The sequence below is a fragment of the Chitinimonas sp. JJ19 genome, from assembly GCF_036961565.1.
Taxonomy (GTDB): domain Bacteria; phylum Pseudomonadota; class Gammaproteobacteria; order Burkholderiales; family Chitinimonadaceae; genus Chitinimonas.
Genome location: NZ_JBAMDD010000003.1, coordinates 319,764 through 333,084, shown reverse-complemented (window position 1 = coordinate 333,084; position 13,321 = coordinate 319,764). Strand labels below are relative to the sequence as shown.

15 protein-coding genes are annotated in these 13,321 nt (G+C 62.0%); 10 read left to right on the top strand and 5 right to left on the bottom strand.

What is annotated here, in order from left to right:
* Window positions 1-59 precede the first annotated feature (59 nt).
* The 10 genes from V7714_RS05925 (at window position 60) to V7714_RS05880 (ending at window position 7,898) form a co-directional block, all read left to right on the top strand.
* Window positions 60-500 (top strand): hemerythrin domain-containing protein, encoded by a 441-nt coding sequence (locus tag V7714_RS05925; protein ID WP_335708888.1) that lies wholly within the window; start codon window positions 60-62, stop codon window positions 498-500.
* Window positions 497-1,753 (top strand): hypothetical protein, encoded by a 1,257-nt coding sequence (locus V7714_RS05920; protein WP_335708887.1) that lies wholly within the window; start codon window positions 497-499, stop codon window positions 1,751-1,753. Before V7714_RS05925 ends, V7714_RS05920 begins: the two co-directional genes overlap by 4 nt.
* Window positions 1,754-1,798: 45 nt before the next feature.
* On the top strand, window positions 1,799-2,815 hold the full coding sequence (gene ubiU, locus V7714_RS05915; protein ID WP_335708886.1) for a ubiquinone anaerobic biosynthesis protein UbiU: 1,017 nt from the start codon (window positions 1,799-1,801) through the stop codon (window positions 2,813-2,815).
* Window positions 2,806-3,699: a U32 family peptidase gene (locus tag V7714_RS05910; RefSeq protein ID WP_335708885.1), complete on the top strand. Its 894-nt coding sequence runs from the start codon at window positions 2,806-2,808 to the stop codon at window positions 3,697-3,699. Before ubiU ends, V7714_RS05910 begins: the two co-directional genes overlap by 10 nt.
* Window positions 3,696-4,124, top strand: coding sequence for a ubiquinone anaerobic biosynthesis accessory factor UbiT (gene ubiT / locus V7714_RS05905; RefSeq protein WP_335708884.1), 429 nt, complete (start codon window positions 3,696-3,698; stop codon window positions 4,122-4,124). The genes V7714_RS05910 and ubiT overlap by 4 nt, the downstream gene beginning before the upstream one ends.
* 11 nt (window positions 4,125-4,135) lie before the next feature.
* Window positions 4,136-4,570 (top strand): putative zinc-binding protein, encoded by a 435-nt coding sequence (locus tag V7714_RS05900; protein ID WP_335708883.1) that lies wholly within the window; start codon window positions 4,136-4,138, stop codon window positions 4,568-4,570.
* A 126-nt stretch (window positions 4,571-4,696) separates the two neighbouring features.
* Window positions 4,697-5,239 (top strand): iron transporter, encoded by a 543-nt coding sequence (locus V7714_RS05895; protein WP_335708882.1) that lies wholly within the window; start codon window positions 4,697-4,699, stop codon window positions 5,237-5,239.
* Window positions 5,240-5,398: 159 nt separating this feature from the next.
* Window positions 5,399-5,740 carry a cupredoxin domain-containing protein gene (locus tag V7714_RS05890; protein WP_335708881.1) on the top strand — a complete coding sequence of 114 codons (342 nt, stop codon included), beginning with the start codon at window positions 5,399-5,401 and terminating at the stop codon, window positions 5,738-5,740.
* A 6-nt stretch (window positions 5,741-5,746) separates the two neighbouring features.
* Window positions 5,747-6,544, top strand: coding sequence for an FTR1 family iron permease (locus V7714_RS05885; protein ID WP_335708880.1), 798 nt, complete (start codon window positions 5,747-5,749; stop codon window positions 6,542-6,544).
* Window positions 6,534-7,898 carry a 4Fe-4S binding protein gene (locus V7714_RS05880; RefSeq protein WP_335708879.1) on the top strand — a complete coding sequence of 455 codons (1,365 nt, stop codon included), beginning with the start codon at window positions 6,534-6,536 and terminating at the stop codon, window positions 7,896-7,898. The genes V7714_RS05885 and V7714_RS05880 overlap by 11 nt, the downstream gene beginning before the upstream one ends.
* 27 nt (window positions 7,899-7,925) lie before the next feature.
* Here V7714_RS05880 and V7714_RS05875 read toward each other — a convergent pair whose 3' ends face one another.
* The 5 genes from V7714_RS05875 to V7714_RS05855 all read right to left on the bottom strand — a co-directional run bounded on the left by V7714_RS05875 (window position 7,926) and on the right by V7714_RS05855 (window position 13,270).
* The gene (locus V7714_RS05875; protein ID WP_335708878.1) at window positions 7,926-9,311 is read right to left on the bottom strand and encodes an FAD-binding oxidoreductase; all 1,386 of its coding nucleotides are present in this window, start codon (window positions 9,309-9,311) and stop codon (window positions 7,926-7,928) included.
* A 205-nt stretch (window positions 9,312-9,516) separates the two neighbouring features.
* On the bottom strand, window positions 9,517-10,851 hold the full coding sequence (locus V7714_RS05870) for an aldehyde dehydrogenase family protein (protein WP_335708877.1): 1,335 nt from the start codon (window positions 10,849-10,851) through the stop codon (window positions 9,517-9,519).
* Between the two features lie 12 nt (window positions 10,852-10,863).
* A complete protein-coding gene (locus V7714_RS05865; protein WP_335708876.1) occupies window positions 10,864-11,178 on the bottom strand; it encodes a DUF2249 domain-containing protein in 315 nt (104 codons plus the stop codon).
* Between the two features lie 86 nt (window positions 11,179-11,264).
* Window positions 11,265-12,431 carry an NAD(P)H-dependent flavin oxidoreductase gene (locus tag V7714_RS05860; RefSeq protein WP_335708911.1) on the bottom strand — a complete coding sequence of 389 codons (1,167 nt, stop codon included), beginning with the start codon at window positions 12,429-12,431 and terminating at the stop codon, window positions 11,265-11,267.
* Between the two features lie 161 nt (window positions 12,432-12,592).
* Window positions 12,593-13,270 (bottom strand): Crp/Fnr family transcriptional regulator, encoded by a 678-nt coding sequence (locus V7714_RS05855; RefSeq protein WP_284198015.1) that lies wholly within the window; start codon window positions 13,268-13,270, stop codon window positions 12,593-12,595.
* Window positions 13,271-13,321: the final 51 nt, after the last annotated feature.

Genomic DNA, 13,321 nt, shown 5'->3' with positions numbered 1-13,321 from the left:
AGGCAGCGGGTGTCGTAGCGGCCTAGCATGGGCAGTACTCTCCTATCGGTGCTGCCGCCATGTCTGATGCCATTACCCGCCTGATCTTCCAACATCACGAATGTGACGACCTGCTTGCCAGGCTGGAGGCTGCCGTGCAGCAGCGCGACCTATATACCGGGCAGCGCTATTTTCACGAGGCCGAGCAGGCCATGCTGGCGCATTTTGAGCTGGAGGAAACCGTACTGTTTCCGGCCTTTGAATCTGCAACCGGCCTGCTGCATGGGCCCACCGAGGTCATGCGCGACGAACACTACGCCATGCGGGATCTGCTGGAGAACTGCCGCAGCCTGCTGCTGGCAGAAGACTATGCCGCCCTGCAGGCTGAACTCGATACCCTGTTCATCTTTATCCAGCAACACAATGCCAAGGAAGAAGGGGTGCTCTACCCCATGTGTCGCGCACATATAGGGGATCTGGGCGCGCTGCTGGCGCATACCCACGCCAGCTGTACGACATGAACACCCCCAGGAACCTTGCCTTCCATCTGGCGCCATCGCCCGGCGTGATTTTCGGCTGCCTGCTGCCAGCGCCATGGCTCGGCATGGTGGCGGGTCTGCTGCTGGCGCTGGGGCCAGTCGAAGGTTTGCCGCACCGTTTTGCGCCGCTCAGCTTGAGCTTGGTGCATGTGCTGGCCCTGGGCATGCTATTGCCGGTGATGCTGGGGGCTTTGTTCCAACTCTTTCCTGTGCTGGCTGGCGTACCGGTGCCGGCCACCCGCTGGCTGGCACCCCTGGTGGCGCCTTGCTGCGTGGGCACGGCAGGCGGCCTGGTCTGGGGGTTCCTGGGTGGCAGCCCTATGGGTTTTATCCTTGGCGGTGCCATGGCGACCATCGGTGTGGGCAGTGTGGTGATCGCACTTGTGGTGGCTGGCTGGCAAGTCATTCCCACCAATGCCAGCACTCGCGTGCTGCGTTGGATAGCCTGGGCCTTGCTGGCAACCGTGCTGCTGGGTACAGCACTGGCCAGCGCGCTGGCCTATGGCTGGGGCTTGCCCCTGAAATCGGTGCTGGATCTGCATGTGGCTTGGGGGGCAGGCGGGTGGCTGGCAGTTTTGCTGGCGGGTGTCGCGGCTACCGTCCTGCCCATGTTCTGGCAGACCCCCAAGCTGGACGCGCGCCTGTCAGGCTTGCTGCCGGGGCTGATCTGGCTACCGCTGGCGCTGGGCTTGCTGGAGCTGGCAGGCCTGCGGTCTACCTGGCGCTCGCTGTGCTGGCTGGGCTTGTGCCTGCTGGGCTGCCTGCTGCTTTATGCGACCCTCAAAGCCAAGCGTAAGCACGATGTGGCCTGGCCACTATGGTGTGTCGCCGCTTTGTCCTGGTGGCTGGCCGCCGTGTTGGGCCTGCTGGAAGGGGTGCTGCCTGCGGATTGGCCTATAGCTTGGTGGCTAGGGGTGTTGATACTGGTGGGTGGGGCTGTGCTGCCCATCAATGCCATGCTGGGCAAGATCATTCCCTTTCTTGTGTGGCTGCATCTGCGGCGGCAACTGCCTGCCCAGGTACGGGTGCCCGCCATGCAAACGCTACTGCCACCGGCCTTGCAGTGGATACAGGTGATGCTGGTTCTGTTTGCCTGGCTATGCCTCTTGATGCTGCCCATCGCCCCGGCCAAGCTTGCCCTGCCTGCCGGCCTGTTGTTCGCCGTGTCGCAGGCCAGCCTTGGGGCACTATTGCTCTATGTATTGTCCCGCTATGTGCAACTGGCAAAGACTTGATATGCGTTAAGGCGCGGCATGTCCGCGCTGCCTAGACTTGGCCGCATGAACAATCTACCTCCCCCCATGGAACTGGTGGCGCCGGCCGGTAGCCTGGCTGCGCTGAAAGCAGCGCTGGAGGCAGGGGCAGACGCGGTCTACCTTGGCCTCAAGAATGCCACCAATGCCCGCAACTTCGCCGGCCTGAACTTCAGCGAAACGGATATCTGCACCGGTGTCGAACATGCCCATGCGCTAGGGCGCAAGGTGCTGTTTGCCATCAACACCTTCCCCCAGCCTGGCCGGACTCAGGAATGGCGCAATGCCGTGGACGCAGCGCACGATCTGGGTGCTGATGCCGTGATATTGGCCGACCCGGGGCTGATGGTATATGCCCACGAGCGCTACCCGGGCATGCGCCTGCATCTATCGGTGCAGGGCTCGGCTACCCATGCGGATGCGATTGAGCTGATGCGCGAGCAGTTCAATATTCAGCGGGTGGTACTGCCCCGGGTACTCACGCTGCAGGAAATCGAGCGGGTGACACGCCAGACCCAGGTGGAAATCGAGGTGTTCGGCTTTGGTAGCCTATGTGTGATGGCCGAGGGTCGTTGCCTGCTATCGAGTTTTGCCACCGGCGACTCGCCCAATAACAAGGGTGTGTGCTCGCCGGCCCACGCGGTGCGCTGGAGCGAAATCGGCGGCCAGCTCGATGCCCGCCTGAACGGCATCCTGATTGATCGCTATGCCCCTGGCGAACCGGCTGCCTATCCAACCTTGTGCAAAGGCCGATTTGAGGTAGAGGGCCGGTTTGACCATGCGCTGGAAGAACCCACCAGTTTGAATGCGCTGGGGCTATTGCCGCGCCTGGCGGCCATGGGGGTGGAGGCCATCAAGGTGGAGGGGCGCCAACGTAGCCCGGCTTATGTGGCGCAGGTTATTGCCACGCTGCGGGCAGCCATCAATGCCGCCAACCTGGCACCTGCCCGCTATGTGGTCAGGCCTGATTGGCAGGCCAGCCTGTCTCGGCATGCAGAAGGTTCGCAAACTACCCAAGGGGCATTCGACCGACCATGGAAATGATATCCAGCCAGATTTCGTTGGGCCCCTTGCTCTATTACTGGCCCAGGCAGACCACGCTCGACTTTTATGAACAGGTTGGGCGTAGCCCGGTAGATATCGTCTACCTTGGTGAAACTGTCTGCAGCAGGCGGCACGAATTGCGCGCAGCCGACTGGTTGGCCCTGGCGGGTGAGCTCCGTGCTGCCGGCAAGGTGGTCATCCTCTCCTCTCCCCCCTTGGTGGAAACCAGTACCGAGGTCGCCCAGATCAAGCGCCTGGCCGCCCAGGAGGAATTCATGATCGAGGTCGGCGAGGTCGGCGCCATACGCAGCCTTGCCGGCCGCCCCTTTGTGGCGGGCCCGCATCTCAATGCCTACCATGGCGCAACCCTGGCTTGGCTGGCTGGGCAAGGGGCCAAGCGCTTTGTCGCTCCGCTGGAAATGAGCCAGGCCGACCTGCGAACCCTGCTGACTGAACGCCCAGCAGGATTACAGGCCGAGGTCATGGTATGGGGCAGGATGCCGCTGGCTTTTTCCGCGCGTTGCTTTACGGCCCGGCATTTTCATCTGCGCAAGGATGATTGCGGTTTTCGCTGCATCGACTATCCCGACGGCCTGGCACTCCGCACCCAGGAAGCAGGTGACTTTCTGGCAATCAACGGTATCCAGACCCAGTCGGCACAGTGCCTGGATCTGCTGGAACAAGCCGATGACCTGCGCGACATGGGGGTCGAGGTCTTGCGTATCAGCCCGCAATCCAGGGGCACTTTGGATGCTATCGCTGCCCTGCATCAGTGGCGGCAGGGCAGGGCAGCATTGCCCATCCCGCTACCCGCGGGCATGCGCCGCTGCAATGGCTATTGGCATGGCAAGGCCGGCATCGATTGGCTGGGGCAGGAGGCATGATGCTCAAACTGCCCAAGCCACCGGCGCTGTTGGTCTCGCTAGGTAGGCGATTACCCCCCGCATTCTTGTCACTGCACTTTACCGCAGGCCTGCTGGTGGCACGCCATCTCAATTGGCTGCTTCCTCCTGTTGAGCTGGAAGGCAAACGCTTCGCCATCGAGGTGGCGGATCTGGGCCTGCGCTGCCTGTTCTGCTGCCGCCACGGCAGTTTCAGGCCGAGTTGGGATACCCAGGTGGATCTGGAGCTCAGCGCGAGCGCGGCCGACTTTTTCAGCATGCTGCAGGGTGAGATGGATGCAGACACCTTGTTCTTTCAGCGCCGCCTGAAGATCAGCGGCGACACCGAGTTGGGCTTGATCGTCAAAAACTGGTTGGACGCGACTGAGCGACCGGCCTGGCTACGCCGCCGTTACCTCTCTGATTGAAGGAGTCTGTCATGAATCCACGTACCCGCCCCTTGGTCTATGCCTGCTCGGGTTGTTCCAGCGTGGCCCAGCTTGCCAATGATCTGGCCGTCGCGCTGGACAGGCAGGGTGAGGCTGAGATGTCCTGCATCAGCGGGGTTGGAGGAGGGGTGCCGGTACTGGTCAGGCTGGCGCGCAGCGGCCGCCCCATTCTGGCGCTGGACGGTTGCGCGCTCGCCTGTGTGAGTGCCTGCCTGAACAATGTTGGTGTCACGCCTGATACCCATCTGGTACTTAATCAGATGGGGGCGAAGAAGCGTCTGCATACCGACTGCCAGGAGGAAGAACGGCAGGTGGTGTGGCTGGCAGTGAGCGGCGCTGCGCGCTCGCTGCGGGAGCAGGCGGCTGAGACCATGGGGCTGGATGCGCCCAGCGAGACTGTCATGCAGGTGGGTCGGGCAGGCTGAGTCTTCTACCAGGCAGGCGGCCCACCCTAGCGCCGCCTGACGTTTCCTTGATGCAGGACAAGGCGGGCATTGTTTTGTTCACGCACAATGTTGATAACGATTATTAATACCATTAAAGGAAACGCAATGCTTCGATGCACCCCCTCCTTGCTCGCACTCTCCCTGCTGTTGGCGCAAGGTAGCGCCATGGCGCTGGAATACCCCATAGGTAAACCGCAGATGCATAGCGGTCTCGAAGTGGCCGCAGTGTACCTGCAACCCGTACAGATGGAGCCAGCCGGCATGATGCGGGCGGCAGCGGCGTCCGATATACACCTGGAGGCCGACATACGCGCCTTGGCCAATAACGCCAATGGCTTTCCTGAGGGGAGCTGGGTGCCTGGACTGCAGGTGCAGTACCAATTGAGCAGGGCGGACGGCAAGCCGGTTGCACAGGGCGACATGCACCCCATGGTGGCCAGCGACGGGCCGCATTATGGCGACAATGTCAAACTGGCGGGGCCGGGTAAGTACATGCTCACCCTGCGCATATTGCCACCGGGTGGTAGCGGCCACGCTCATTTTGGGCGCCATGTGGATAAGGAAACCGGTGTGGCTGCCTGGTTTGCCCCCATCACACTGAAGTACCCATTTGTCTATGCGGGCATAGGCAAGAAGGGCGGTTATTGAGTTCCAGTAGGGGGGTGAGGGCGGGATGGGCAGGCACCAGGGGCAATCCTGGCGCTGGCTGGCTTGTATCCACACACCCGCTCTCGCTGGCGCTCGTCACCGTCTATGAATGCGGTTCAGGTTCACAAAGGTTCAAGTTCACGGCAGGTACCAAGCATCATGACAGGCAACGCTGCAATCCATCTCGCCACGGCGCTGGCACTGCTATTGACCGCCAGCACCAGTATCGCAGGTGAACTGATCACCCACACCATTACAGCTGAACATGGCCGGCTTAGTCCGGCGGTGCTCAGTGTGCCGGCAGGCCAGCGCATCAAGCTGGTACTGCGCAATGCCGGGCAAAGCCCAATCGAGTTCGAGAACCTGCGACTGCGGGTGGAGAAGGTGCTCGCGCCAGGTGCTAGCTCCTTTGTGGTGCTCAACCCGCTCAAGCCCGGCCAGTATCAGTTCATCGATGAATTCCATCCAGACACCGGACGCCTTGTCCTCACAGCCCGTTGATGCCTCATGACTCAAGCTCTGTTCATACTCTGGCGAGAATCCGCCGAAGCCCTGCTGGTCATCGGCATACTGCACGCCTGGCTGCGCCAGGGGGTGGATGCCACGCACAAACTGCGCTGGCTCTGGGCCGGCGTTGCTGCCGGCACGTTCATGGCGCTGGCCTTTGCGGCGGCATTGCTGGGTTTGTTCAGCGCACTGCCTGACGGCGCCATAGAGCAGATGCAATTGGCCATGATGCTGCTGGCCAGTGGCTTGATCGTGCATATGGTGGGGTGGATGCGGCAGCAGGGCGGGCAAATGAAGCACGCCTTGCAACAGGGTGTGGCACAGCGTGCCGGCCCTGGCATTGCCTTACTGGCGGCGTTGGCCATAGCCCGGGAGGGTGCCGAGACCGTGGTGTTCCTGTACGGCCTGGGCTTGGGCCAGCAAAGCGCGGGGCAGCTAGGCCTGACCGCCTTGCTGGCTGTGATGTTGGCCATGCTGACCTACTGGCTGCTGCAACAGGGCGGCCGCTGGCTGCATTGGCGGGATTTCTTCCGATTGAGCGAAGCTCTGTTGCTACTGCTGGGCGGTGCGCTCTTGCTGGCGGCTGCCGAGAAAATGACCATGCTGGGCTGGTTGCCCACCCTGGTGGACGAGCTCTGGGATAGCAGCTGGCTACTGGATGATGCCAGCCGTACCGGCAACCTGCTGGCCAGTTTCACCGGCTACCGGGCGCACCCGGCATTGAGTCCCTTGCTGGCCTTGCTGGGCTATTGGGGTCTGGTATGGCTCTGGCTGGGGTGGGGCAGGCATGCCCGCTGATACTGCCCTGTCACGCCTGGGTCTCTGGCTGCGTGCCCATCGTCGTTTCATCCAGGCAGTCCAGTGGGGCATCGTGCTTGTCTACGCGGTGCTGCTGATCGTGCCGGCCATGCTGCCGCTACCAGCAGCCGAGTCGCATTTGTTCAGCAGTATGGCAGGGATTGCGCAGTTCGTTTTCTGGGGTGTCTGGTGGCCTGGGGTCATTGTTTCCGTCCTGCTGCTGGGCCGGAGCTGGTGTGGCTTGTTCTGCCCTGAAGGCATGCTGACCGAGTGGACCAGTGGCCATGGTCGAGGCCGGCGCATTCCCACCTGGCTGAAATGGCCGGGTTGGCCGCTGGTCGCCTTTGTCGCCACCACCGTCTATGGCCAATTGATCAGCGTGTATCAATACCCGCAGCCTGCGCTGCTGATATTGGGCGGATCCACCCTGGCCGCCATGCTGGTCGGCTATCTTTATGGCCGCAACAAGCGGGTATGGTGTCGTTACCTGTGCCCTGTCAGCGGCGTGTTCGGCCTGCTGGCGCGCTTGGCCCCCTTGCATTACGCAGTAGATCGGCAGGCTTGGGAGTCCAGCCCAACACGCAAGACCATTCCCATCAATTGTGCCCCCCTAATCGATATACGCCGCATGGAGGGGGCCAGCTTATGCCATCAGTGCGGCCGCTGCGCCGGCCAGCGTGACGCAGTGCAACTGGCCTGCCGGCCCGTTAACCGGGAGATAGCCCAGTTGCGGCCCGATCAGGCGCAGCCCTGGGAGGTGCTATTGCTGCTGTACGGCATGATAGGAGTAGCCATCGGCGCCTTTCAGTGGAGTGCCACCAGCACCTTTGTCATGGCCAAGCAGGCTGCGGCGGGCTGGCTGATCGACCATGAAACCGGTCTGTTCCTGCTGGATGATAATGTGCCCTGGTGGCTGCTGACGCATTACCCCAGCCTGAACGACAGTTTTTGCTGGCTGGATGGCGCCATGATTGTGGGCTATATCGCGCTGGTCGGCAGCCTGCTGGGGAGCTGGCTCTGGTTCTGGCTGGGCTTGTCGGCCCGCGCGCTGCAAGCTGATTGGCGCAGCAGACGCCTGCAACTGGCCTATTGCCTCACGCCGCTGGCAGGTGTGGGTTTGATTCTGGGGCTGTCAGCCACCAGCTTCTCATTACTGCGCGGCATGGGGCTGATGCTGCCATGGAAGGGCGTGGCACAGCTGGCATTGCTGGGGCTGGGCCTGCTATGGAGCCTGCGACTATTCTGGCTGCAAACCGCTGGCGCGGAGGCATTACCCCGTGGACAGGCCATGCTGCTGGCCGTGCCTGCATGGGCGGCCATCGTGCTGTGCTGGTGGCAGTTCCTGCAACCCTGATAGGGAAGCAGAACCTGCCGCCAGGTGTTAGAACAATACGCCGGGATTGAACAGGCTGGCCGGGTCCAGCATGGCCTTGACCTGACGCATCAGAGCCCTTTCCACCGGGTCGTGGCGCGCATCAGCGGCAGCAATACGCAGCCGGCCTATGCCGTGTTCAGCGCTGATATCGCCACCATAGTGCGCAACCAGGTCAAATAGCAGGCCATTGGCTTCTGCCTCTATCTGGTCTGTCTCTGCCCCTGGCAGCAGGCCCAGGTTGTAGTGCAGGTTGCCATCACCCACATGGCCAAACACCACCGGGCGCACCTGTGGCAGCCACTGCTTCAGCAGGCTGGCGGCCTCGGCAATGAAGGCGGGTATCGCGCTGATGGGCAATGCCAGGTCGTGCTTGATTGACGGCCCCTGGCGGGTCTGCGCCGCTGGTATATGCTCACGCAGCGCCCACAGGGCCTTGGCCTGGCTGCCATCTTGGGCCAGTACGGCATTCTCGCCGCCGCTGGCTAGCAGCAGGTCCATCATGCGCTCGGCCAACACACTATCGCTCTGGCTGCCACTCAGCGCAATCAGTACGGAGTAGGGGGGTGGAGCGGCAAACGGCTGTTGCAGGACTGGGAAATGCCTGGCCATCAGTGTCATGGCCTCGCTGTCCATCATCTCAAAGGCCGTCAGTACCTCACCAACAGCAGCTTTGGTCCGATCGAACAGTGCCAGGACCTGCTCGGCATGGTCCAGCGCCACCATGGCGACTGCCTGACCACGCTCCTGCGGAAAAAGCCTGAGCGTTGCCGCCGTCACAAACCCCAGCGTGCCCTCGGCGCCGATAAAGAGCTGTTTCAGATCGTAACCGGCATTCCGCTTACGCAACGGATGCAGACCACGGAAAATCTGCCCATCTGGCAGCACGGCCTCTATGCCGAGCACCAGCTCACGGGTATTGCCATAGCGTTGTACCTGCAAGCCGCCAGCATTGGTGCCGATCAGCCCGCCCAGGCAGGCGCTGCCCGATGAGCCCAGCCAGAGCGGGAAGAGCCGGTCTTCGGTCTGGGCGGCATCACGAATGTCGTCCAGCACACAGCCAGCCTCTGCAGTCAGGGTGTAACCGACTGGGTCTATCTGGCGTATCCGTTTCAGACGATCGCAACCCAACAGCAGGCTGGTTTCGCTCATGGGTGTGGCGCCACCGACCAGGCTGGTATTCCCACCCTGTGGAACGATGGATACCCCATGCGCCCGACATCGGGTGATGATCATGGCAGCTTCTTCGACACTGCTGGGCAAGGCCATGCCCAGGGTCTGCCCGCGCAGGCGCTTGCGCGCATCCAGCAGGCGTGGTGCCAACCTGTCTGCATTCAGTATCAGGTTGGCCGGTGGCAGCAGGCTTGCCAGCTCGACCAGCAAGGGATGGTTCATTGGCAGTATCTCAATAGAATGATCACGTCAGCGAGGCCCCCTCCACGCACCGGCAAGGTGGACTTCCATCGTGGCAGTGAGGGCGGGGTGGAATACGTCAGGGGCGGGTCTGCTGTTCCAGGCTGTACAAGCGCCCAGCACCTGGGTTTTCCTGGCGCCGGCCTCGTCTGTCGTCACCCATCCATGACGCAAGTCCATAGCAGGCTTACATCCAGCCTACCGGACGGGTAAATGTCAGCAAACCATCACGCCCCAGCGTGCTGCCGTAGCCCGATGCATCACTACCGGTAAATGGTAGCTCAAACCGGCTGCTGGGGCGGCGGTTGAAGCACACGGTGCCGGCCTTGAGCTGGCGTGCCAGATATTGTGCACGGTGCCTATCGGCACTCCAGATGCTGGCAGCCAGCTGCTGCCGCGCAGCATTAGCCAACTGCACTGCTGCGGCGTCCGATTCCGCCACAGTGATCGCGGCAACTGGGCCAAACAGCTCTTCGTCAAACGCCGGCATGCCGGGCCTGGCATCGGCAAGCACGGTGGCGGGATAATAGTAGCCGCGCCCATTCACCGCTTGCCCGCCTGACAGACAGCGGGCACCAGCCGCCAGGCTGGCATCGACCTGCAGGCCGAGCTTGTGGCGCAAATCAGCGCGGGCCAAGGGGGGTAGTGCAACACCGCAGCGATACGACGCCATCGCCTCGACCAAGGCTGAGGTAAAGGCAGCCGCCACGGCTTGGTGGACGATGAAACGCTTGGCGGCTGTGCAGGCTTGCCCGGCATTCACGCAGCGGCTTTCGGCAGCGGCGCCGGCTGCAGTGTCGATATCGGCATCATCCAGCACGATAAAAGCATTGTTACCGCCCAGCTCCAACACGGCGGGCTTGAGATGGTGGCCCGCCAGGGCACCCAACTGCCGCCCGGTGTTTTCGCTTCCGGTGCACACCAGCATCGCCACGTCTAGGCTGGCCAGTGCCGCATGGGTGCCCAGTTCATCCACCCACAGGCATTGCATCAGGCCGACCGGCAGCACGTCACGGCATAGCGCCTCTACCAGCGCGCTGGTCTGCGCAACATTGCAGGCCGGCTTGATCAGCACCGCATTGCCGGCAGCCAGGGCTGCGGCCAAAGGGCGCAGCATCTGCCACACAGGGTAGTTCCAGGGGGTCACTGCCAATACTACCCCGAGTGGTCTGCGCAGTATCTGGCCAGTGTCGTTGTGCTCGTCTGCCAGCCACCCTGGTGCCTGTTGTGCCATAAAGCGGCACCACTTGGCAGCGCGGACGACTTCATCCTCGGCCGCCAGCAAGCCTTTGCCCATTTCCCGGCTGATGCTGGGCGCCAGCGAGGGCAAGGCGCGTTCCAATGCCTCGGCCAACGCCAGCAGTCGTTCACTGCGCTGTGTGGCGTCGGTATGCATCCAACGCTGGCTGGCTGCGGTGGCGAGCGCAAGCGCATCCTGCAGCCGGCCCATGGACCAATGCGGGCGCTCGCCAAAAATCTCGCCAGTACGCGGGTCGCACGAAACAAAGTGGTGTTCTGTCATGGGCACTGCCCGCTACGCCCCGCTGCAGCCGCAACCGCCACCACTACTGCCACAGCCACCTTCCGAGCGTTGCTGCTCGGCCGGATGAACCGAAAAGTCGATGACGACATGACCTGCATCATGATCGACATAATGGACACGTACCTGATCCCGGTAGCGTTGGCCTATTTGCTGTAGCAAGGGCAGGGGGTCGTGGTCATTGACGAAGCGCATGGTTTCGCCTTCGCGCAAGGCTTCCAGCGCACCAAAGATGGCGGCGTGGCGGAAGCGCTTGGCGACGCCACGTGCGTCGAATAGAAAAGTCTGCTCGCAGACGATGCCGGACATGATGGTCTCCATTGAGTGGTTAGGGATGCGCTGATGGTAATGAGCGACACTGGCCGCCGCCTTGAGCAAGGACAAGCAAACCGTATTCAGGCCGGCTGGCCGATGGCAGCCGGATAACGCCCATGCAGCAGGTAGTCGATCAACTCGCTGACCGGTCGGATGGCCCGCCCAAAGGGCAGCTTGCTGGCCCCCCTGAAAAACAGACCTTTGTCGACCTCGCCACGCACCGCAGCGGCTAGCTTGAGGTCGATGCAGAACTGGCCTATGCGACTGATGCCATCACGCAAACCGCATTGACTCAGGCAGTCCATGCGCTGGGTACAGCGCCGTGCATCGGCGCGGGCGCTTGCCTGCAGGCTGGCTTCTCGGCGCAGATACTGCTTGAGCCAGGGCGTGGCCACGGCCCGTGCGGGCAGGCCGGCAACACTGACAAATTCCACCAGCTCAGCCGGATCAGCATCAGCCAATGTCTGCTTGAAGTTCAGATGGGCATCGCCTTCCTCGCTTACGGCAAAGGCCGTGCCCAGCTGTACCGCATCGGCACCACTCGACAGCCAGCGCCGTACCTTCTCGTGGCTATCCACGCCACCTGCCACAATCAGCCTGGGGGTCTCCTTGCCCAGAGCCAGGGATTGAAACAGCGCATGGCATTCAGCCAGCACCCGCTCGAAATCAAAGCGCTGGTCGCGCAGTTCGGCCAGCTTTGCCGCACCCAGGTGGCCGCCGGCGTATCCCGGGTGCTCTATGACCACTGCATCGGCCCGCCGGCCTTTCTTCAGCCATTTTTTCAGCACGATGCCCACGCCACGGGCGTCAGACAGGATGGGGATCAAGGCTACCTTGGGATAGTCGGCGGTCATTTCGGGCAGGTCCAGCGGCAAGCCAGCGCCCATCACGATGGCATCAGCGCCGCTTTCGCAAGCCTGCCTGACCAAAGCTGGGTGCTCTCGTACTGCCTTCATGACATTGACTGCAATGGCGCCCTTGCCTTGTGCCAGCCTGCGTGCCGCCTGTATCTCCCTGTCCAGCGCAGTCAGGTTGGCCTGATCAATAAGCGCATGATCACGACAACGATGTGTCGCCGCCAGCAGATCGGGATGGTGATGGCGTAGATCCACGCTGGCTATGGTGCCCAGCGCATTCTGCGCCGCCACGGCACCGGCCAGGCGATGAGCTGAGATGCCCACCCCCATGCCGCCTTGCACAATGGGTAGCAGTTCGCGGTCTGCCAGCTTGAATGAGTTGAACCACATCATTGATTGCCCCGGTTGAGTAGTGGCGCCAGCCTATGCTGTGCGCACACCTACTGCCTTGAGCTTGATCAAGTGGACGTGGTGGCATCATCGAATAAATCGTTACCAATCAATCGCTTGCTTTTATTTTTGGCAAAACAGAGGCCCGCATGGGCGGGCCATTAACGTCCGTAGAGCTGCGCCTCCATCCCCGGCACATCCAGGATATGCACATCCCGCCCATCGACCGCAATATAGCCCTTGCTGTTGAGCTGATGCAGCAGGCGTGACAGTGTCTCGGGTGTGAGCCCCAGCTTGGAGGCAATCACATTCTTGTTGAATGGGAACTGCACATGCTCCCCTTCACGGGGCTGCTTGAGCAAGTAACTGATAACCCGCTGCGAGGCGTTCTGCAGGTTGACGGTCTCGATATCCTGCACCAGCGCATGCAGGCGTAGCGACAGACCGGCCAGCATGCGCCGGGCAAAGGATGGGTCTCTGTCGATGGCAGCATAGATGTCCTGCTTGTCTATCCACAGCAGCAGTGTGTCCTCCAGCGCCTGGGCCTGCACCATATAGGGCTTGTCCAGAAACATGACCGCCTCGCCAAAGGCCTGACCGGGGCTGAAGAATTCAATGACTTTCTCCTGCCCATTGGCTGACGGTATAGCCAGCTTGATGCCGCCCACGGCAACCACATACAGCCCACTGGCCGCATCCCCGCGATGAAACACAAAGCCATGCTTGGCGACCCGTACTTCCTGGCTGGCTTGGGCCATCAGCACCAACTGCGTCTTGTCCAGGCTACGGAACAGGGGCAGATGCGCCAGCAGGGCTTCGATGTCGAGTTTGATGGCCATGATGTACCTGTTCAAGCCGGTGAGAATGCCCCCATGCTAAGCCCGCAGGGT